Origin of the sequence: Erwinia sp. JUb26 (assembly GCF_003751505.1) — a bacterium.
Lineage (GTDB): Bacteria > Pseudomonadota > Gammaproteobacteria > Enterobacterales > Enterobacteriaceae > Erwinia.
Genome location: NZ_RJVB01000005.1, coordinates 145,080 through 166,076, shown reverse-complemented (window position 1 = coordinate 166,076; position 20,997 = coordinate 145,080). Strand labels below are relative to the sequence as shown.

20 protein-coding genes are annotated in these 20,997 nt (G+C 57.5%); 16 read left to right on the top strand and 4 right to left on the bottom strand.

Annotation, left to right across the window (positions count from 1 at the left end):
* The first annotated feature begins 52 nt into the window (after positions 1–52).
* Positions 53–1,237 carry an NAD(P)/FAD-dependent oxidoreductase gene (locus EC836_RS14385; RefSeq protein WP_123334260.1) on the top strand — a complete coding sequence of 395 codons (1,185 nt, stop codon included), beginning with the start codon at positions 53–55 and terminating at the stop codon, positions 1,235–1,237.
* Positions 1,238–1,331: 94 nt separating this feature from the next.
* Here the strand turns inward: EC836_RS14385 and EC836_RS14380 are convergent, their stop codons facing one another.
* The gene (locus EC836_RS14380) at positions 1,332–2,066 is read right to left on the bottom strand and encodes a FadR/GntR family transcriptional regulator (RefSeq protein WP_123334258.1); all 735 of its coding nucleotides are present in this window, start codon (positions 2,064–2,066) and stop codon (positions 1,332–1,334) included.
* A gap of 275 nt (positions 2,067–2,341) precedes the next feature.
* Here EC836_RS14380 and EC836_RS14375 point away from each other — a divergent pair, with 275 nt between their 5' ends.
* The 8 genes from EC836_RS14375 to EC836_RS14340 all read left to right on the top strand — a co-directional run bounded on the left by EC836_RS14375 (position 2,342) and on the right by EC836_RS14340 (position 8,389).
* Entirely contained in the window at positions 2,342–2,869 is a 528-nt protein-coding gene (locus EC836_RS14375; protein WP_123334256.1) for a RidA family protein, read from the top strand.
* Positions 2,853–3,515, top strand: a complete 663-nt coding sequence (locus tag EC836_RS14370) for an amino acid ABC transporter permease (protein WP_123334254.1) — start codon at positions 2,853–2,855, stop codon at positions 3,513–3,515. Before EC836_RS14375 ends, EC836_RS14370 begins: the two co-directional genes overlap by 17 nt.
* A 2-nt stretch (positions 3,516–3,517) precedes the next feature.
* On the top strand, positions 3,518–4,174 hold the full coding sequence (locus tag EC836_RS14365) for an amino acid ABC transporter permease (RefSeq protein WP_123334252.1): 657 nt from the start codon (positions 3,518–3,520) through the stop codon (positions 4,172–4,174).
* On the top strand, positions 4,155–4,883 hold the full coding sequence (locus EC836_RS14360; protein ID WP_123334250.1) for an amino acid ABC transporter ATP-binding protein: 729 nt from the start codon (positions 4,155–4,157) through the stop codon (positions 4,881–4,883). The genes EC836_RS14365 and EC836_RS14360 overlap by 20 nt, the downstream gene beginning before the upstream one ends.
* 17 nt (positions 4,884–4,900) lie before the next feature.
* Positions 4,901–5,674, top strand: coding sequence for a transporter substrate-binding domain-containing protein (locus EC836_RS14355; RefSeq protein WP_123334248.1), 774 nt, complete (start codon positions 4,901–4,903; stop codon positions 5,672–5,674).
* Between the two features lie 14 nt (positions 5,675–5,688).
* Positions 5,689–6,696 (top strand): succinylglutamate desuccinylase/aspartoacylase family protein, encoded by a 1,008-nt coding sequence (locus EC836_RS14350; protein WP_123334246.1) that lies wholly within the window; start codon positions 5,689–5,691, stop codon positions 6,694–6,696.
* The gene (locus tag EC836_RS14345) at positions 6,693–7,637 is read left to right on the top strand and encodes a threonine/serine dehydratase (RefSeq protein WP_123334244.1); all 945 of its coding nucleotides are present in this window, start codon (positions 6,693–6,695) and stop codon (positions 7,635–7,637) included. Before EC836_RS14350 ends, EC836_RS14345 begins: the two co-directional genes overlap by 4 nt.
* Positions 7,638–7,753: 116 nt before the next feature.
* Positions 7,754–8,389 carry a hypothetical protein gene (locus tag EC836_RS14340; RefSeq protein ID WP_123334242.1) on the top strand — a complete coding sequence of 212 codons (636 nt, stop codon included), beginning with the start codon at positions 7,754–7,756 and terminating at the stop codon, positions 8,387–8,389.
* 129 nt (positions 8,390–8,518) lie between these two features.
* On the opposite strand, the gene EC836_RS14335 is transcribed toward EC836_RS14340, so the two are convergent.
* Positions 8,519–9,001: an Lrp/AsnC family transcriptional regulator gene (locus EC836_RS14335; RefSeq protein WP_123334240.1), complete on the bottom strand. Its 483-nt coding sequence runs from the start codon at positions 8,999–9,001 to the stop codon at positions 8,519–8,521.
* A gap of 119 nt (positions 9,002–9,120) precedes the next feature.
* Here EC836_RS14335 and EC836_RS14330 point away from each other — a divergent pair, with 119 nt between their 5' ends.
* The 7 genes from EC836_RS14330 to EC836_RS14300 all read left to right on the top strand — a co-directional run bounded on the left by EC836_RS14330 (position 9,121) and on the right by EC836_RS14300 (position 17,988).
* Complete coding sequence (locus EC836_RS14330; protein ID WP_123334238.1) at positions 9,121–10,311, top strand: diaminopropionate ammonia-lyase; 1,191 nt, start codon at positions 9,121–9,123, stop codon at positions 10,309–10,311.
* Positions 10,308–11,528 carry a M20 family metallo-hydrolase gene (locus tag EC836_RS14325; RefSeq protein ID WP_123334236.1) on the top strand — a complete coding sequence of 407 codons (1,221 nt, stop codon included), beginning with the start codon at positions 10,308–10,310 and terminating at the stop codon, positions 11,526–11,528. Before EC836_RS14330 ends, EC836_RS14325 begins: the two co-directional genes overlap by 4 nt.
* A 32-nt stretch (positions 11,529–11,560) precedes the next feature.
* Positions 11,561–12,721 carry a Xaa-Pro peptidase family protein gene (locus tag EC836_RS14320; RefSeq protein ID WP_123334233.1) on the top strand — a complete coding sequence of 387 codons (1,161 nt, stop codon included), beginning with the start codon at positions 11,561–11,563 and terminating at the stop codon, positions 12,719–12,721.
* Positions 12,722–12,751: 30 nt separating this feature from the next.
* Positions 12,752–13,585 (top strand): transporter substrate-binding domain-containing protein, encoded by an 834-nt coding sequence (locus EC836_RS14315; RefSeq protein ID WP_123334231.1) that lies wholly within the window; start codon positions 12,752–12,754, stop codon positions 13,583–13,585.
* A 66-nt stretch (positions 13,586–13,651) separates the two neighbouring features.
* Complete coding sequence (locus EC836_RS14310) at positions 13,652–15,160, top strand: amino acid ABC transporter permease/ATP-binding protein (RefSeq protein ID WP_123334229.1); 1,509 nt, start codon at positions 13,652–13,654, stop codon at positions 15,158–15,160.
* A gap of 62 nt (positions 15,161–15,222) precedes the next feature.
* Positions 15,223–16,038, top strand: a complete 816-nt coding sequence (locus tag EC836_RS14305; RefSeq protein WP_123334227.1) for an urea carboxylase-associated family protein — start codon at positions 15,223–15,225, stop codon at positions 16,036–16,038.
* A 231-nt stretch (positions 16,039–16,269) separates the two neighbouring features.
* Positions 16,270–17,988 (top strand): ABC transporter ATP-binding protein, encoded by a 1,719-nt coding sequence (locus EC836_RS14300; RefSeq protein ID WP_123334225.1) that lies wholly within the window; start codon positions 16,270–16,272, stop codon positions 17,986–17,988.
* A gap of 1,220 nt (positions 17,989–19,208) precedes the next feature.
* On the opposite strand, the gene EC836_RS14295 is transcribed toward EC836_RS14300, so the two are convergent.
* Together EC836_RS14295 and EC836_RS14290 are read right to left on the bottom strand one after the other, a co-directional pair.
* Positions 19,209–20,501, bottom strand: a complete 1,293-nt coding sequence (locus EC836_RS14295) for an FAD-binding oxidoreductase (RefSeq protein WP_123334695.1) — start codon at positions 20,499–20,501, stop codon at positions 19,209–19,211.
* Between the two features lie 28 nt (positions 20,502–20,529).
* Complete coding sequence (locus tag EC836_RS14290) at positions 20,530–20,952, bottom strand: Rid family hydrolase (protein ID WP_123334223.1); 423 nt, start codon at positions 20,950–20,952, stop codon at positions 20,530–20,532.
* Positions 20,953–20,997: the final 45 nt, after the last annotated feature.

Here is a 20,997-nt window from a genome sequence, read left to right as displayed (position 1 = left end):
CCCGCCAACTCTCTACAATCAGCGTTTTTGTCGGGCAGTGCCGGGGTGAGCAGTGGAAAAATATGACGTTATCGTAATTGGCGCGGGGGCTGCGGGCCTGTTTTGCGCGGCGCAGGCGGGCCAGAAAGGGCTCCGCGTACTGCTGATTGATAATGGCAAAAAGGCCGGTCGCAAGATCCTGATGTCCGGCGGTGGCCGCTGCAACTTCACCAACCTGTATACTGAACCGGCGGCGTATCTCTCGCACAACCCTCACTTTAGTAAATCCGCCCTGGCGCGTTATACCCAGTGGGATTTTATCGATATGGTCAATCGCCACGGCATCGCCTGGCATGAGAAAACCCTCGGCCAGCTGTTCTGTGATGATTCTGCCCAGCAGATCGTCGATCTACTGCTGAAAGAGTGCGAGGCGGGTAACGTCGCACTGCGGCTGCGTAGCGAAGTGATGTCGGTGGTGCGTGACGATGCGGGCTATACGCTGCAGCTCAACGGCGAAGAGGTACAGGCGGCAAAACTGGTGATCGCCAGCGGCGGCCTGTCGATGCCGGGGTTGGGCGCATCGCCGTTTGGCTACAAAATTGCCGAACAGTTCGGCCTGAAGGTATTCCCGACCCGCGCCGGACTGGTGCCGTTCACCCTGCACAAGCCGCTGCTGGAACAGCTGCAGACGCTCTCCGGCGTGTCGGTGCCGTCGGTGATGACGGCGGAAGACGGCACGGTGTTTAAAGAAGCGCTGCTGTTTACCCATCGCGGCCTGTCCGGCCCGGCGGTGCTGCAGCTTTCCAGCTACTGGCAGCCGGGCGAGTTTGTCACCATCGACCTGTCACCGCAGCAGGACATCGACGCATTTATTAATGAAGAGCGTAATCAGCACCCGAACCAGAGCCTGAAAAATACCCTGGCGAAACTGCTGCCTAAGCGACTGGTCGAGTGCCTGCAGCTGCTGGGCCATGTGCCGGAATGCACCCTGAAACAGCTCAACAGCCGCCAGCAGAACGATCTGGCAACCACGCTGCACCAGTGGCGCGTGCAGCCGAACGGTACCGAAGGCTACCGCACGGCCGAAGTGACCCTGGGCGGCGTGGATACCACGCAGCTGTCTTCTAAAACCATGGAAGCCCGCGACGTGCCGGGGCTGTACTTTATTGGGGAAGTGGTGGACGTGACCGGCTGGCTGGGCGGATATAACTTCCAGTGGGCGTGGAGTTCGGCCTGGGCCTGCGCGCAGGCGCTGTGATTGCACTTTGGCGTTACGTTATCGCTTCATGCCAGCTCCGGGCAGCATGATGCGGCATGCCACGATAGTGAAAAGTGGCATAGCCCGATCTACATCACCCGTACAGGCTGAGTGACACAAGGATCCGCGTGAAGTAATCATCCGCGCGTTTTTGTGCCAGTTTACCGTCTCTGGCTTCCAGCGCGTCGACAAGAGGGACTAGCTCTTTCAGCGTTTGCTCTCTGACGATGCTGCTGACGGCGGCATGAACAGCGTGCTGACCGTCATACTGTACGGCGCGGCGGTCGGCGATGACGTTGTCAAAAATCTGTATCAGAAAACGGTTACGCGTTGCCGCAAACATCGCCTGATGAACGGCATAGATATGCTCTTTGTAGATAATCCATTCCTGAGCCTCGCGGATACCCTCCAGATGAAGCCTCATTCTGGCAAAATCTTCATCGGTGGCGCGACTCGCAACCATATTCATCATCATCGGCTCAAACAGCAGTCGGCCTTCTAAAATCTCGGTATAGGTCGGGACTTCCTGATGCCACGCCGCAACGGGACGATCGGTCACGTTCAGCTGCTGTTCTAAATTCTCAGACAGATAGGAGCCGCTCCCGACCTTACGCGTCACTAATCCCTGCGTGGACATCATCGCCAGAACGTTGCGAATCGTGCTGCGGGAAGTCTCAAAGCGCCGGGCCAATTCTCGTTCGTTGGGGAGTTTATCCCCGGCTTTCAGAGCGCCATCCTTAATTGCCTGCATAATGGAACGATAAACGCTAACCGCAGCCGTTTTATCGTGGCCCACTATGCGCTGGGAGATGTCATCGTTGCTATCCATCCTGTGACTCCAATCAATGCGCATGAATGGCTGACCAATTCGAAAGTAATCTGAACATTATAACCTTCCACAAGGTCGTAATTGAAAGGTTTATTTATCATCATATCCGCTGCTTATCGGCCCCTTGTTCCGCAACGGCCTCTGATCGCGGTGCTTATCTCATTATGTGAGGCACTACGCATTCACGCATATTAAATACTTATTGGTAAACCATTATGGTTGACCATTAAAAACCATGATGCTCATAATGCCTGAAATTCAATACGGGCTAATAAATGAACGCATCCATTTCCGAACCTCAACGACAGACTGATATCAGCCTTGATGACCATTTACGGGAACTGGGTATTGAACTGCCTCCGGTTCCTGCTCCCGTCGCAAATTTTGTGACCTATCGGATTTTTGGCAACTTTCTCTATCTCTCCGGGCAGGGACCGCTGGAAGCCAACGGCCATTTACATACCGGAAAAGTGGGCAGTGAAGTGAGCGTGGAAGACGCTTATCGCCATGCGCGTCTCACCGGGCTGAACCTGCTTGCCGTCGTCAGGCAGGCGACGGGCGATCTGGGCACCGTGAAAAGTGTTGTAAAGCTTCTGGGGTGGGTCAATGCCGGGGACGGTTTCAAAGAGCATCCGCAGGTCATCAATGGCTGTTCGGATCTGTTTGTGCAGGTGTTTGGCGAAGCGATTGGCCGGGGAGCGCGCTCTGCCATCGGGGCGGGTTCACTGCCGCAAAACCAGACCGTGGAAATAGAAGCCATTCTGGAAATTGAGGGGGTCATTGCCGATGGATTACGCATTTGATTTTGCCTCTTTGCTGCCCTATGCCGGGATCATGGCCAAAGGACTGATGGAAACCGCGATTTATGCGGCGCTGTCTATTCTTTTCGGCCTAATGATGGGCACCGGCTGTGCACTGACGCTGGTCTATGCCAGCAAAGCGTGGCGGCGGCTGGTGCGCTGCTATGTGGAGTTCTTCCGCAATACGCCTTCCCTGGTGCAGCTGTTTCTTATTTATTTCGGCCTTCCGGTGATTGGCCTGCATCTCTCACCCCCGGTTGCCGGTGTCATTGCGCTTTCTCTCTATTGCGGCGCTTACATGACCGAAATTTTACGCGCCGGGCTGATATCGCTCCCGCGCGGCCTGACCGAAGCGGGAGAAGCGCTGGGCCTGCCGAGAAGACACATCATCAGCCATGTGCTGGCACTGCCCGCGCTGCAGAATATTTTCCCTGCCCTGGCAAGCCAGATGGTGCTGACGCTGATCGGCACCAGCCTTATTTCGCAAATCGGCGTTGAGGAGATATTCCACAGTGGCAGCTTCGTTGAATCCCGCACTTTCCGCAGCTTTGAGATCTACATGGTGATCTGCGGTCTGTACTTTTTTGCCGTCAGCCTGATGAAAGTGTTGCTCAGGATTGTCTGGTATCGCTTTCAGGCAAGGAGGTAACCATGCGCGGTATTTCAATCAATGACATCTGGATGATCGTCGGCGCACTTCGCTGGACCCTGCTGCTGGCGCTAACGACGTTTGCTCTCGGCTCGGTTATTGGGCTGATGGTGGCGATGGCGCGTTCCTCTCACCAAAAGTGGCTTCAGGGGATCGCCTGGTTCTATGTGGAGCTGATTCAGGGGATCCCTCTGCTGGGGATGCTGTTTCTGCTTTTCTTTGGTTTGCCGACCCTGTTTGGCATTGATGTGAGCTCATTTATGGCCGCAACAATCGCCTTCTCGCTTTCTGCGGGCGCATTTTTAGGTGAAATATGGCGAGGAAGCATTGCAGCAGTCCCGAAAGGACAATGGGAGGCCTCGCTGTCGCTGGGTATTTCCCGTTTGCAGATGATGCGCAAGGTCATCCTTCCGCAGGCATTTCGTCTGTCGCTCCCGCCGACCATCGGTTTTTCGGTCCAGTTAATTAAAAACACATCGTTAGCAGCACTGGTGGGGTTCGTTGAGCTAACCCGTTCCGGGCAGATTGTGAGTGGTTCAACACTGCAACCCTTGCTGGTCTATCTGCTCGTGGCGCTTTGTTACTTTGCTCTCTGTTTTCCCCTGGCAAGACTTTCTCTTCATCTGGAGGCTCGTTTTCATGTCACTGGTCGTCATTGATTCAGTCAGGAAAAGCTTCGGGCAGAACGACGTTCTGCGCGGCATCAGCACCACCATTGAGCGTGGAGACATTATTTCAATCATCGGCAAGAGTGGTTCCGGCAAAAGCACGCTTCTGCGCTGTATCAACGGCCTGGAGAAGCTGGACGGTGGGTCAATTAATGTCGGCGGCATGGAGGTCGGCGGCTCTGCTGCTGAGCTGCAAAAGCTGCGGCAGAACGTCGGCATGGTTTTCCAGAGCTTCAATCTGTTCCCGCATCTCACCGCCGCGGAAAACGTCATGCTGGCCCCCTTATTGACCCGACGCATCACGAAAGCCGAAGCGCCTGCTCTGGCGAAGCGCCTGCTGGAACAGGTTGGTTTGGGGCAAAAAGCCGACGCCTTCCCCTCCTCTTTATCGGGCGGGCAGCAGCAGCGCGTGGCCATTGCGCGTGCTCTGGCGATGTCGCCGGAGGTGATGCTCTTTGATGAGGCGACATCGGCGCTGGATCCCGAGTTGGTTGGCGAGGTGCTGCGCGTCATGGAGGACCTGGCGAAGCAGGGAATGACGATGATCGCGGTAACGCATGAAATGGCATTTGCCCGCAAAGTTTCCAGCAAGGTGATTTTCATGCATCAGGGTGAAGTCTGGGAAAGCGGACCTCCCGACCAGATCTTTGGCGCACCTCGTACACCGGAATTACAACGATTCATACAAATTCCTGCTTAATCACACCGGAGAAATTCATGAAAAAATTATGCAAGACACTGGCACTGCTGGCTTTTTGTTCATTGCCTCTCCTGGCAAAGGCCAGCTCGCTGGACGATATTAAATCGCGTGGCGTACTGCGTGTTGCCACCACGGTTGATGCTGCACCGTGGGGATTCACCGACAGCAACGGAAAACCGACCGGGCTGGATGTCGATATTGCCCAGAAACTGGCCGATAACCTCGGCGTGAAACTGCAATTACAGCAGGTCACCGGAGCCAACCGTATTCCTTATCTGATGTCGCGCAAAGTCGATGTGCTTATCGCTGCGCTGGGCTCCAGCCCGGAGCGGGCAAAACTGGTGACGTTCTCCGAGCCTTACGCCGCGGTTTACCTTGGCGTCTATGGCGGCAGCAGCGTGCAGAAGGTTGCAAAGCTGGATGAGCTGGGCAACCGCACCATTGCCGTACCGAAAGGTTCCACGCCGGATTTGACGCTCAGTGAGTTATATCCGCAGGGGAATTATCTGCGCCTTGAGGATACCGCCTCCGCCATCAGCGCGTTCCTGTCGGGTCAGGCTCCGCTATTTGCCGAAAATAACCTGATCGCTCAAAAGGTCGGTCAGGAGAACCCGGATAAACAGATCGCGCTGAAATTCCTGCTGCGTAAAAGCCCCGCCTATATTGCCATTCGTCCAGGGCAGCCTGAGTTGATGGCAGCGATTAACCAGTTTATTGAGAAAAGCAGCAAAGATGGAGAGCTGCCGGCGCTGCGGCAGAAATGGTTTAACGACGCGCAAAACGATCTGTAAACGGAGCAGTCACTATGTCCACAGTTTTCACCAATATCGATTTTAATCAGCAGGGTAAGCAGGTTGGTTTCGCCCACCTGCCGCTGTCTGCCCACAATGATGCCTGGGGGACGATTGCGATGCCGCTGGCCGTGATTGCCAATGGCCAGGGCCCTACCGTGCTTATTACGGGTGCTATACATGGCGATGAGTACGAAGGCCCGATTATCATCAACGAGCTGATCCGTCATCTCACGGCTGAACGCGTTCAGGGCAAACTGATACTGCTTCCCTGTGCCAATACGCCCGCTCTACGGGCATCAATGCGCGTCAGCCCCGTCGACAACAAAAATCTGGCGCGCGTTTTTCCCGGGAATCCGTGGGGAACACCGACAGAGCAAATTGCTGCGTGGATCCATGATTCGATTTTCCCCCTGTGCGACTTCTATATCGATCTGCACAGCGGCGGGAGTTCACTCTTTATTGACGAGAGCGCACAGGTGGTGGTCACCGACGATTTATGCCCCGAGGTCCGCGAAAAAAGTGAGGCGATGGCTCGCGCCTTTGCCGCCAAACTTACCGTGGTCACCAATAACATGGGCGATCCGCGCACCAGCTGTGGCGCGGCGGCAAATCTGGGTATACCCGCAATTGCCGCAGAGATGGGCAGCAATGGCAGCGTCTCGCCACTCGGCGTACAGCGCACCCGGTTTGCGGTGGAGCGGGTATTGAATCACCTGGGTTTAATCAAGACGGAAACCCAACCGGCGGAGCCCTCATTACAGGTCTTCATTCCCGCCGGGGGCAATCTTCTTTCGCCCGGTGATGGCTGGTTTGAGCCCGTCATGGCAATCGGTGACGAGGTTCAGGCGGGTGATTTGGCGGGATGGCTTCACCGCCTCTCCGAACCGGAAGCCGTACCTCTGGCCGTGCACTTTCAGGTGAAGGGGCGCGTCTATTCTCAGCGTACGTTTGGAGCCACGTCTCAGGGGAACAGCCTGGCGGTCCTGGTACAAAATCTGTCTGAAAAGGAAAACTCATGAGCCAGAACATCACACTGTCAGACTATCAGGCGGCTCTGGACCGCGTGCGGGCGTGGGTGCGTAAAACTCCGCTGGTTGAAACCGCCCCCTGGCAGCCGGTGCCGGAGATTGAGCTGAGGCTGAAGGCCGAGTGCTGTCAGGTTACCGGTTCTTTTAAAGCCCGAGGCGCATTCAACCGTGTTCTCAGCCTTGCGGATGCCGTGCGCAAGCAGGGATTAGCCACCGCGTCAGGTGGAAATTTTGGTGCGGCCGTCGCCTACGTCGGGCAGCAACTGGCGATCCCGGCAGATGTCTTCGTGATGAATACCAGTACCGAGCTAACGCGAAAGCGCATTGAAAGCTACGGCGCAAAACTGACCGTTGAGGGCGATTTCTGGGATCAAAGCTGGGATGCGGCGGGTACGCGGGTGCAGGAAACCGGCGGGGCACTGCTGCATCCTTATGCCGATCGGGATGTGGTGGTGGGGCAGGGCACCATGGCGCTGGAAATCCTTGAGCAGTGGCCGGAGGTGGATACCCTGGTGGTTTCCATTGGCGGTGGCGGGCTGATTGCCGGGGTGGCGCAGGCGGCCAAACTGCTAAAACCTGGGATCCGGATCGTGGGCGTTGAAGCGGCGGGATGCCCGATGATGTGGACCAGCCGTCAGCAACAGAAAATCGTCAAACTGGAGAATGTTAAAACCCTCGTTCCTATTCTGGCCGCGCGTTCAACGGAAGAAATTAACTTTACGCTGACAGAACAGTACGTTGATGAAATCGTTCTGGTTCCCGAGGACCAGGTTGAGGACTCCGCGCGGGAAGTGTGGGCCGCGACGGGGCTGGCGATTGAATTAGGCGCAGCCACCGCCGTAGCGGCCGTAACAAGGAAGCTGTTTGCCACCCGGCCGGGTGAAAAGATTGCTGTCGTCCTGTGCGGTAGCGGGAACAACGGCATGACCTAGCGTTGTCCAAAACAGAAGCCGGGCACTTTGTCTGAAAAGCCATGGATCGGCTGATTTCGCCCCTCGTAAATGCTAAGGTGCTCGGCTGTTAAGGCGATTTTGAGATGAAGGGCTGAATGATGGAAGTGCTAAGCTCCAGCGATCCACTTTACACATTGTTCATGCACCCGAAATCAAAGCTGATCGTCAGCCGCTTCCGCAGCCTGGCCGGTGAAAAGAAGATGAGCGAGTGGCAGGTTTTTAACGTGCTGCTGGTGGGTTTTCTGAACTGTTGGGCCGTCAGATCGGACACCTTCAGGATTAACATTGAATTCGCCAAATCGAGCAACTTCGATTTCCTGTTCGACAAGATCGCTGTGCGGGTGTCGATCGAGGGGATGTCGGGAGATGTTAATCTGCTGGGGCCGGACTTTTCGTTGCCGCAGTACGATTCTCCCTATGAGTTTTGCCGCCTGGTGAATAAAAAAGAGTACGACTCGCGCACCACCTACCTTGGCATGCACGGTAAGGCGTACCATAAAGCCAACTTCCTCAGCCTGCCGCAGCAGGACGGTCAGTTCGCCCTGACCTGGGAAGGCACGGTGATGGTGTACGACAAGGCCTTCTTCCATCCGAAGAACTACGCTACGACGTTGGGCTTTTTGCAGGACGATCTGCATCGCATCGTTTCCGAGGCGTTAGTCAAAAGATTCAACCAGTTCTCCGCGCTGTACGATTATGTCTTCCGGCCGCTGCGGGCCAGAGAAGCGTAATTCCGATCGGCACGATCTGTTGCCGATCGCTCCAGTTCGGGTTATTTCAGCAGCGCACCCATGTTGAGTGACTTTTTATCTTGCTCTGTAATCGTATCGCATTTGTAAAATACGTTATTCTTATTACCGTTATATAGCGCTTAAATATAAGTCCTGAGAAGACTTAACCCTTTCCATCGCAACGTAGGTTCTGAAACGTCGAACGTTGCCGCCCTCAAAAAATAACTCCCGGGTGAGTCGCTCATATTCCTGCATATCCTTAACCGCCAGAATTAACACGAAATCAATGTCGCCGGTAACGTAATAACAGTGCTGGATTTGCGGGCACTTCATAAACCGTTCCCGGATTTCATCCAGTTCTTTGACCGCTTCATTCTCAACGGAAACATTAACAATTATCGTGTTATTTATTCCTAACAGGTCAGGGGATAATACGCTTTTGTTATGGGTGACGTAGCCAGTGGTTTTTAATCGCTGTAATCGTTTAGCGACTGCCGGTAATGAAAGATTAATTTTATCGGCAATTTCCCTCACTGGTGTGCTGTTATCGTGTTGAATTATATTCAGTATTTTTCTGTCAAAGTCGTCGATTGATTTTAGCGATTTAGCCATCACCGTGCCCTCAATTTGGCGGGAGAGAAAATTTCTCTTTTTTTGTCATTATTACGACAGCACTTATCTTATCGGGGATCTTATATTCTCTCGGTCACTTTGACAGCAAGGATAGAGAGATGCAACTTCATATAAATGCTTCTGACCAACTGCTGAGTTCCCACGATGCACCGGAATGCGATCCTTTTCGTTCTGAACATATTGCGGAAATTAATCATCATCTGGGCTGTTTCGACTATGCGGAAACGCCCCTGTATCGATTGACCGATCTGGCGAGATCGTTAGGCGTTGCGGATCTTTATATTAAAGATGAAGGTCAGCGCTCCTCACTGCGCAGTTTCAAAACGCTGGGCGGCGCGCATGCGGTGATTCGGCTGGTTCTGGCGGTGGCGGGAAAGGCGCTGGCTCGAACGGTGGCACCCTCTGAAGCAGATAGCCCCGAAGTGCGCGACGTTGCCCGGCAGATCACCATTACCTGTGCAACGGACGGCAACCACGGTCGTGCCGTTGCCGCGGCGGCAACGCGACTCGGCTGCCGCTCGGTGATTTATATCCACAGTGGCGTCAGCGAAAGCCGTGCGCAGGCGATAGCCGCGCAGGGCGCTGAAGTGATCCGCGTGAAGGGCAACTATGACGATTCGGTGGCGTTTACCACCCGCACCGCTGCAGAAAACGGCTGGCACGTGGTATCTGACACCTCATGGCCCGGTTACGAAATCATTCCGACCTGGGTGATGCAGGGCTATTTGCCGATGGCGGATGAGCTGATGGAACAGATTGCCGCCGCGGGAAAATCGGCGACCCACGTTTTCCTGCAGGCGGGCGTGGGCGGATTTGCCGCTGCGGTCGGTGCCCATATCCGCAGCCGGACCGGCGAGCGGCCACCGAAATTTATCGTGGTCGAACCCGAACGTGCGGCCTGCCTGTTTCACAGCAGCATCAGCAACCGTAGCGTCCGCGTTGATGAAAGCGAATCGACCGTGATGGGCATGCTGGAATGCTACGAGCCGTCCATGCTGGCCTGGAAAATCCTCGAAAAAACCGCCACGGCGTTTATCACCGTATCCGACGACTGCGGACTGCGCGCCATGGCGCGCCTGGCCACGCCGCTGGGCAACGATCCGGCCATCCAGGGCGGTGAAAGCGGCGCTGCCGGCCTGGCCGGTCTTCACGCCTGCGCCGACTCCGCCCGAGCGCGCGCGCTGCTGGGCCTGGATCAGCACTCCGTGGTGCTGCTGATCAATACCGAGGGCGCGACGGATGAAACGCTGTATGCCTCGCTGCTGAAGCAGGGAAGGGCGCTGCTATGACGCCTGAAATCAACGGCGATCGCCTGCTGGCGCGGCTGGAAGCGCTGGCCGCCATCGGCAGGAACCGCAGCGGTGAACTGACCCGTCTGGCGCTGAGCGATGAAGATACCCGTGCCAGAGCACAGGTAATACTGTGGCTGGAGGAGGCAGGATCCCGGGTATGGGTCGATCGCATTGGCAATATTCACGCCGTCTGCTCCGGTGAAAATACGCAGCCAGCGGTGTGTACCGGATCGCATATCGATACGGTGATTAATGCCGGAACGCTGGACGGCAGCTTCGGCGTGCTGGCCGGTATTGAGCTGCTGCAAACCCTTCACGAGCAGGGGCTGAAACCCACCACGTCGATTGAAGTCATCGTCTTCACCAATGAAGAGGGCGTCAGGTTTACCCCGGACCTGCTGGGTTCGCGGGTAATGGTCAAAGACGTCAGCCTCAGCGAGGCGTTAGCCGTGGAGTCCCGCACCGGCGAGCAGTTTGGCAACGAGCTGAAGCGCAGCGGCAGCGGCGGCGATGCGGACCCGTGGCGGCATCTGCCGGGCAGCTTCGTTGAGCTGCATATCGAACAGGGGCCGCTGCTGGAGGCAACAAACAACCAAATCGGCATCGTCGAAGGCGTGCAGGGGCATTCCTGGTGGCAGGTTGAGGTGCAGGGGCAGGCTAACCACGCCGGAACCACGCCGATGCATTTGCGACGGGATGCCGGACAGGCGGCCATGCGTCTGGCGCAAAGCCTGTCTGAGCATGCCGCACTGCAGGGAGTGCCCGCCGTGGCAACCGTCGGCACGTTGAGCCTGGTGCCTGGCGCCATCAACGTGGTTCCCGGACTGGCTCGTTTTACCGTCGATTTTCGCGATGCCAGCGCCGATGTGCTGCGGCAGGCCGATATCCGCCTGCACCAGGAAGCACGCCAGCTTGAGGACGACGGCTTTCGCGTGGATCTGCGCAGTATTTCCCGCGCGGAGCCGGTGTTTTTCTCCGCCGACATCGTGACGGCTATCAGCGATGCGGCGAGCGCCAGAACGCCGCGCACGATGCGGATGATTTCCGGCGCAAGCCACGACGCACAAATGATATCGAGGATCTGCCCGACCGCGATGATTTTTGTCCCCAGCGTGGGCGGCATCAGTCATCACCCGGCAGAAGCAACCGCAGTAGCCGACCTGATAATGGGCGCGCAGATCCTTGCCGACGTTGTCTGGACGCTTGCCAACTAACTCTTCATTCAGACCGTTACCAGGAGTTCACTATGGAACTGGCCTTTCCAGCACAGGAATTTGAAGCACGTTTGACCCGTGTGCAGGCAGAAATGCGTGAGCATCAGCTTGATGCCCTGCTGGTCACCTCGCCGCCTAACTTCCGCTACTTCAGCGGTTTTGACAGCCAGTTCTGGGAAAGCCCCACCCGGCCGTGGTTTTTCCTCATCCCCGCCGAGGGACTCTGTACCGCGATTGTTCCCGAAATCGGTGCGCCGCTGCTGAAGGGCAGCTGGATCGGCGACACGTTGAGCTGGCCGGCACCGTGCCCGGCGGACGACGGCGTGACGCTGCTGGCCGGTGCGCTGGAACGGCTGCCGAAGCGTTTTGGCCGCATCGGCATGGAGTTTGGCCGCGAATCTGCGGTACGCATGCCGCTGAACGACCTGTTCCTGCTGAAAGAGCGGCTGACCGGTTTTGAACTGGTCGATGGCTCACCCTGCATCTGGACTATCCGCGCCGTGAAGTCAGCGGCGGAAGTGGCGTATATCCATCAGTCCTGCACCGTGGTTTGCGATGCCTTCGATAAGCTGCCGGGCTATGCCCGCTGCGGCCTCAGCGAGCGCGAAATCGGCCAGCGGCTGACCGCCGATATCATTCTGGGCGGTGCCCACTCGGTGCCCTTTATGGCGGCGGCATCGGGCTGGGGCGGCTACGAACAGATTATCTCACGCCCGTCAGGCCGCACCCTGAACGACGGTGACATTCTGATTATTGACGTGGGGGCGACGGTCAACGGCTACTTCTGCGACTTCGACCGCAACTTTGGTTTTGGCCAGGTGCCGGATGCGGCGCTCCGGGCGAACGAAGCGCTGTGGGACGCCACCGATGCGGCGATTAAGCTGGCCGTGCCGGGCACCACCACCACCGATCTCTGGCGCTGCATGAGCGGCGTGCTGGAGAAGGCGGGCGCGCAGGGCTACAACGTGGGCCGACTGGGCCACGGTCTGGGATTACAGCTGACCGAACCGCCATCGCATATGCCGGGTGATAACACCGTTCTGCAAGAGGGCATGGTGATTACCATCGAGCCGGGCATGGAATATGCGCCGGGGAAAATGCTGGTTCATGAAGAAAATATTCATATCACCGCGTCCGGCCCGCAGATCCTGACCCGACGCGCACCGCGTGAATTGATTGTTATCGGTCGTTAATTCTTTTTCTGACACATCAGGGGGTTCACCATGGTTTGTAAATATAAAATCACCACCGTTAAAGCGCTGCTGGCAATCACACTCACCGGCCTGTTAGGCAGTGCGCAGGCGGCGGTCAACACCAAACAGGAAGGGATCCTGAGCATCGGTTCCGACTTAACGTGGGCACCCTATGATTACCTGGTCGATGGCGAGGCCGCGGGTTTTGATGCGGATTTAATGAAGGAAATGGCGGCCTCGCTCGGCCTGAAAACCAAAACCGAAGATACGCGATTTGCCAGCCTGATCCTCGGCCTTACCGGGCATCACTACGACGTGATTGCCTCGGCGCTGTATATCACCCCGGAGCGCGCAAAGCAGATTAACTACATTCCCTACCTGAAAACCGGGGGATCGTTAATGACGCTGAAAGGCAGCGAGTTTATGCCGCAAACGCAGAAAGACCTGTGCGGTAAGAAAGTCGCTTCGCTGAAAGGCGCGGCCTGGGTTCCGGCGCTGCATAAGCTCTCCGTCGGATACTGCGCGGAAAATAAGCTCGGGTCTATCACCGTGCAGGAATATCCCTCTTCACCGCTGGCGGCTCAGGCACTGCTTTCGCGTGCGGCCGACGTACAGTTTGACGATGCCGCCGTCTCGCAGATGATGGTCGATCAAACCAAAGGACGTCTGCAAATCACCTCAAAAGAGATTCTGGAGCCGGTGATTATCGGCCTCGGCGTGGCGAAGGGGAACGACTCGCTGCTGGCTGCCCTCACCTCGGCGCTGGAAGAGCAGAAGAAGAACGGCAACTATCAGGTGCTGCTGAAGAAATACAACCTCCAGGAACCGTCGGCGGAAGAGATTGCCGCCGCGTACAAAGGTTAACCCCCACCCAGCCCGGAGCCATGCACGGCGCATGGCTCCCAACTATTTTCTTGCGGAGAATGGGAAATGACCTTTGACTGGAACTATCTGCTGGGCCTGTTCGTGGACAAATCTTTCTGGCAGGCGACCGGAACCGTGGTGGAACTCAGCCTTTATGCCTGGGTGCTTGGCATTGTGTTTGGCTTTTTTCTGGCGCTGGCAAAGCAGTCAAAAAATCCATTCCTCAGCTACTTTGCCCGCGGCTATATCTGGTTTTTCCGTAGCCTGCCGCTGCTGGTCCTGCTGATTTTTGTCTACAACCTGCCGCAGTTCTTCGCCTCCACCAGTGCATTTCTGGGCAACCCGTTTATCGCCGGTCTGGTGGCGCTGGTGCTGAGTGAATCGGCGTATATTGCCGAGATCCATCGCGGCGGGCTGCTGTCGATCCCGAAAGGTCAGCTGGAAGCCGGTAAGGCGCTCGGCATCCGTTATCCTGGCGTGCAGCGGTTAATCGTGGTGCCGCAGGCCTTTCGCGTGGCGCTACCCACGCTGATTAACGAATACATCTCGATTGTGAAGCTCACTTCGCTGGTGTCGGTAATCTCTCTCGCAGAGATCCTGCTGGTGGGCGAGCAGCTATACACGCAGAACTTCCTGATCCTGGAAACGCTGACGGCGGTCGCATTTTACTATGTGCTGGTGGTGACGGTGTTCGGCCTGCTGCTGCAGCAGTTGGAAAAACGCCTCGATATCGCCAGAAGAACGCCCGGTATCACCAATGAGTTTAACGTTCCCCCGGCACAGGTCGCCACGCGCCGCAGGCTGAATATTCAGCCCGAGGGCGAGTTTGCGCTGGAACTGAAGCGTGGGCAGAAGTTTTACGGCGAAAATGAGGTGATCAAAAACGTCAGCCTGAAGGTGAAATGGGGCGAGGTGATCTCGATTATCGGCCCCTCCGGTTCGGGCAAGACCACGCTGATCCGCTGCCTGAACGGCCTGGAAACGCTGAATAACGGCGCCGTGTGGCTGCAAAACAAACCGTTCCTGATCGGCTCCTGGTCCGGTGAAAAATATGATGAAAAGAACCATCTCAGCCGCATCGTCCACGTCGGTATGGTCTTCCAGGGTTTCAATTTATTCTCACACCTGACGGTGCTGGAAAACGTCATGCTGGCACCGCTTTATCACCGGCACGACACCCGCATCGCCATCCGCCTGCTGAGCCTGGCGATGCTGCAAAAAGTGGGACTCGCGGAGCACGCGAATAAATATCCGCATCAGCTCTCCGGCGGCCAGCAGCAGCGGGTGGCGATTGCCCGAGCGCTGGCCATGCAGCCTTCGGTGATGCTGTTCGATGAGCCGACTTCCGCGCTGGATCCTGAACTGGTGGGCGAAGTGCTGAAGGTGATTGAGGAGCTGGCAAAAGAGGGCATGACGATGGTGATCGTGACTCATGAGATGAACTTTGCCTTCAGCGTATCGGACCGGATTATCTATATGGAAAAGGGCGAAGTCATACACGACGCCACGCCAGCGGAATTAAAGCAGGACAGCCAGCCAGAAAGGCTACAGCGGTTTATTGGCAGGGTGGGATAACGCCTGCAACCCGCTACCGCATTCATCCACAAAATCATCGTCAGTTGTAAAAGGAGTGTTCTATGCCGTCTTATCCCGCCGCTTATCAAAGCACCACCGGCTCGGCGTTAGATGTCGATCGTGATTTTTATCAGGGGCTGGCCGACGGTAAACGCCGGTTAATCCGTCAGGAGCTTGTGCCGATCCGCAGCGGATTTGCCTGGGAAGTTCCCGCCGGGCACCTGTTTCGTATCACCACCCCGGAAGGCCCGCAGGTTGGCGACCTGAACATCTGGAATCGTGATAATCCCCGCGAGCGGATGTGGGTTGCGCGCACGCGCCAGCTGCAGCGTGCGCACCTCTCCACCTTCGACCGGCTGTGGTCAAATCTGCCGTTTCTGCGCCCGATAGCCACGATTACCGCAGACAGCCTGGCGGATTACGGCATCGATGAACACGGTGGACGGGTACACGATCTGCTGGGCACCCGCTGCGATCCCTACGTCAATAAGATGCTGACCGGGGAGGACTGCGATGTTCACTGCCACTCCAACCTGACGCGCGCGGTGCAGCCGTGGGGATTAAGTGAGTTTGACGTCCACGACGTGATGAATGTATTCCAGTGCACCGGGCTGAATGATGAGGATAAGTACTTTATGAAGGCCTGCCCGGCAAAGCGCGGCGACTACCTGGAGTTCTTTGCCGAGATCGACCTGCTCTGCGCCATCTCCACCTGCCCGGGCGGCGACCTGTCGCTGGCGATGTGGGGCGATGAGGCGCAGGATACGCTGTCGGTCTGCCGCCCGCTGGGCATTGAGATTTATCAGCCCGAGGCATCGCTGCTAACAAACTGGCAGCCGCCGCTGTCGCCGGACTATTGCGGCAACCACGGTATTTGACCTACGGTCACTGGCATCGCTGCTGCCTGCTTAAAGGCTTACCCAGGGCTGGGTTAAATAACGCTGAGATTATTCCCGGTTAACTTTCCGGGAATAGCTGCAAATTAATCCCTACCCTTTTCAGGGCGTAATTAAAACGACTTGATATTCCCGCACAATGTTATAATCCCGCCGAAAATTACCGCACCCGCCGTCCGGCATTAAAAAATTATAGTGAATATTGAGGGAGTTATGCTCAGGCGTTTTTTTAGTTATTACGTACCCTACAAGAAGCTTTTTCTGCTCGATTTTGGCTGCGCCATTCTTGCCGGGCTGCTGGAGCTTTCTTTCCCGATGGCCGTTCGCGCCTTTATCGATAAGCTGCTGCCCAACCAGGACTGGGGGATGATTATTGTGGCCTCGGCTGCACTGCTGGCGATCTACCTGATTAACACCGGGCTGATGGCGGTGGTGAACTACTGGGGGCACGCGCTGGGCGTCGGCATTGAGACCGATATGCGCCAGCAGGCGTTCCAGCATTTGCAGAAGCTGTCGCTGGGCTATTACGACAACGTGAAAACCGGCCACATTATTACTCACGTCACCAAAGACCTGGAAGAAGTGGGAGAAATCGCCCACCACGGTCCGGAAGATCTGTTTATTGCGGTGATGACCTTTATTGGCGCCTTTATTCTGATGGCGACGGTGCATATGCCCCTGGCGCTGATGACCATTATTATCGTGCCGTCGATGACCTGGCTGGTCAGCCGACACGGCAGCCAGATGACCAACACCTGGCGCAAACTGTTTGGCCAGATCGGTGATTTCAACGCCCGTATCGAAGAGAGCATCGGCGGCGTGCGCGTGGTGAAGGCGTTTGCCAACGAGCATCAGGAAGAGAAGCTGTTTGCCCGCGATAACGTGAATTACAAAACCACCAAGCTGCAGGCCTACCGCATTATGACCGCCAGCATGACGCTGAGCTATCTCAGCACCCGTCTGGTTCAGCTGGTGATTATGGTGGCGGGCACGTGGTACGTGCTGAAGGGTGAGCTGAGCTACGGCGGCTTTATCGGCTTCCTGCTGCTGGTGGAGGTGTTTTTCCGCCCGGTGCAGAAGATTTCGTCGGTAATGGGGAGCTATCCGAAGGGGATTGCCGGTTTCCGCCGCTTCACCCAGCTGCTGGATACCGCGCCGGATATTACCGATAAGCCGGATGCGCGCGTGGTCAGCTCGCTGCAGGGCGATATTGAGTTTGATAATGTCACCTTCGGCTACAGCGCCGGTTCGACGGTGCTGAAGGATCTGAATCTGACCATCCGCGCCGGTGAAACGGTGGCGTTTGTCGGGCCGAGCGGAGCGGGTAAAACCACGCTGTGCTCGCTGCTGCCGCGTTTTTATGACGTGCAGCAGGGGGCGATTCGGGTCGACGGTCTGGATATTCGCGATATGACCCAGCAGTCGCTGCGCGGTCAGATCGGGATTGTGCAGCAGGACGTGTTCCTGTTTGGCGGTTCGATTCGCGAGAATATTGCCTATGGTCGTCTGCACGCAACGGAAGAGGAGATCTGGCAGGCGGCGACCCGCGCGCGGTTGGCGGATCTGATCAACAGTCTGCCGGACGGTCTGGATACGATCGTGGGCGAGCGCGGCGTGAAGCTGTCCGGCGGTCAGAAGCAGCGTATTTCGATTGCCCGCGTGTTCCTGAAGAATCCGCCGATTCTGATTCTGGATGAGGCGACGTCGGCGCTGGATACGGCGACGGAGCAGGCGATTCAGCAGTCGCTGTCCGAGCTGTCGGTGGGGCGCACGTCGCTGATTATTGCACACCGTTTGACGACGATTCAGAATGCCGATCGGATTATTGTGGTGGACGATAGTGGGATTGTGGAGCAGGGCAGTCATAAGCAGCTGCTGGAGCGCCGGGGGCGTTATGCGCATTTGTATGATGCGCAGCTGACACGGGCGTAGTTTTTCCGACAATTTGGAGGTGGATGTATGTGTCTCCAGTTTGTTGTCTGGCACCGTGGTGCTTAGGTGCTTAGGTGCTTAGGTGCTTAGGTGCTTAGGTGCTTACGGTGACTGCGCGGACGGGTGGCGGCTACGACTGGCGGTCCTCGCGCCACGCTCTGCGTGGTCCCTTCACGTCGTTCGTCAGCCGGTCGGACCGGCTCAGACGGCACATCCGTGTGCCGACCGAGCCTTGCGCCCGCGTCCTGCGGGCTTATCCTGGCTTCCTCTCTCCGCTCAGCGCTGCGGATTGCCCGTCGTAGCCGCCACCCGTCCACGCCGTGACTGTTGAGTTGTCTTTAGGCTGAACTCGTCATTAAGCAGCGGTAACTATGTCCCGAGAAGGTGCACAGCCTCTGCCGGGGATACCGGGCAATCCGTAAATCTAGAGTAGGTTCGGCTAGTTTGTGTTGTCTGGTGCCTGAGTGCCTGCGCTGACGGGTGGCGGCTACGGCTGGCGGTCCTCGCGCCACGCGCTGCGTGGTGCCTTCACGTCGTTCGTCAGCCGGGCGGACCGGCTCAGACGGCACATCCGTGTGCCGACCGAGCCTTGCGCACGCGTCCTGAGGGCTTATCCTGGCTTCCTCTCTCCGTTCAGCGCTGCGGATTGCCCGCCGTAGCCGCCACCCGTCCACGCCGTGACTGTTGAGCCGCTTTCAGAGCAAAACATTTGCATAGCGAAGCCTGTTGCTGCCTTGCGCTACATTCCGGCTCAATACTCATACTGAGTGCATTCGGCTAAACGGTTCATTAAGCAGCGACAACAATTTCCTGAAGGTGCACAGCCTCTGCCGGGGATACCGGGCAATCCGCAGCGCTGAGGTGGAAGCAGCTGGCCAGGAGACACCGACAGGACGTCGGTGTCAGGCGAAGTCGGGTCAGGGACGACACGTCTTCGGCGGTCCGCCCGGCCGGATGCTGAAACCGAAGGCATCACGCAGCGCGTGACGCGAGGACCGCCCGGGAGCACCGGCAGAGGCTGGGAACCCGGCACCGTTTTATCCGCGACTAAATTTGCCAAGCCGCCCGGCCGGATGCTGAAACCGAAGGCATCACGCAACGCGTGACGCGAGGACCGCCCGGAAGCCCCGGCAGAGGCTGGGAACCCAGCACGGTTTTATCCGCGACATCGGCAGAGGCTGGGAACCCGGCACGGTTTTATCCGCGACCCGGCATCACCCTCAAAACCGATCGAACCGGTACGGCGCAGGATCGATCAGCGGCGCATGCCCACACACCAAATCCGCCGCCAGCTGCCCTGCCGCCGGTGAAGTGCCGAAACCGTGCCCGGAAAAACCGGTCGCCAGCGTCAGACCGGGCAACTTCGCCACCGGGCCGATAACCGGATTGGAATCCGGCGTCACATCGATTGTCCCGGCCCAGGCTTCGGCAATTTCCGCCTGAGCAAACACCGGCCACGCCGCCCGGAGGTTGGTTAACGCCTCCTGATTCAGCGATGCATTGACCGCTGGATCTATCGTGCGTACCCGCTCGAACGGCGTGCGACTGCTGGCCCGCCAGCGCCGCGCCAGCATCAGATTGCGGACAAACGGCGTGCCGATTTTAATCCGTAGAAAGTCGCGCTGCGCCCGTAGCTGCGGCAGATAGCGCGTTCCCAGCAGCAGATGATCCAGCGTCAGCGAAGCGTCCAGCGCCCCGCGCTGGGTGACGATAAAGCCGCCGTCGATATGCTTGCGAAAGGAGAAATCCGGCGCGCCGACGGCAATCTCCGTCGGCCCGTCCATCGGCTTCGTGCGCAGCACCGAGCACACCAGCGGTAGCACCGGCAGCGAAATCCCCAGATTGCCCAGCAGGCGCCTTGACCAGATCCCCCCGGCCAGCAATACCTGCTCACAGCGGATTTCTCCCCGTTCAGTCACCACGCCGCTGACCCTGCCCGCTGCCGTGGTCAGCGTGCGCACCGCGCAGTGCTCAACAATCACCGCCCCTTTGGCCATCGCCGCGCGGGCAATGGCGCTGGAGGCCAGCGTCGGCTCCGCCCGCCCGTCGGAGGGGGTGAAGATCCCCCCGGCCCACTGGCTGCCGCCGCCCGGCACCTGACCAGCGATCTGCTGCGCGCTTAGCAGGCGGGAATCAAGCTGCAGAGGACTGACCGATTTCAGCCAGCCTTCGTACATCGCCATCTGCGCATCCGTGCGGGCGGCAAACATAATCCCCGCCTGGCGGTAGCCAACATCGCTGCCGACCCGCGCGGGCATCTCGGCCCATAGCCGATCGGCGGCCTGCGCCAGCGGAATATCCTCGGCCAGGCGGCTGGTTTTGCGCACCCAGCCGAGATTTCGGGAGGACTGTTCACCCGCAATGCGGCCCTTTTCCAGCACCACCACCGGAATATTGCGCTCCGCCAGCGTCAGCGCCGCCGTCAGGCCGACTATGCCACCGCCAATAATCACCACCGTGGTTTCCGGCGGGAAGTTCGCGGACGTTTGTACCGGCGTTATCGCAGGTGCCATCGCCATCACCTTCTTATGCTGAGTGGAATTAGAGAGAAACGTTAATATTTTCAACGCTGGCCGTGGAAGCGCCACGGTAGGCGGTGACCTCCAGTTCCACTTTGTACACCGTGGAACCCAGCGGCGGGCAGGTAGCCGTTAAGGCGGGATCTATACCGCGGAATTTCTCGCCGACGATGGCCATCACCGTATGGATATCGGCAGGATCCTGAATAAAGAGACGTGAACAAATCACGTCAGCCAGTGTGGCATCAACCGCCGCCAGCGCCTGTTCAACATTGGCAAACACCTGCTGCGTCTGCTCGGCAATGTCCTCGGGGATCTCTTTGGTCTGCGGGTTGCGCCCGGCGGTATTGGAAACGTAGATCCAGTTATCGACGGCCACTACGCGCGAGTAGCTGGCTTTTTCTTCGAAGATCGATCCGGTTTTTACTTTGATGATTCTGGTCATGTAGTTATTCCATTCAGGTGAAAATGTCAGGGGTATTGGCGTGTG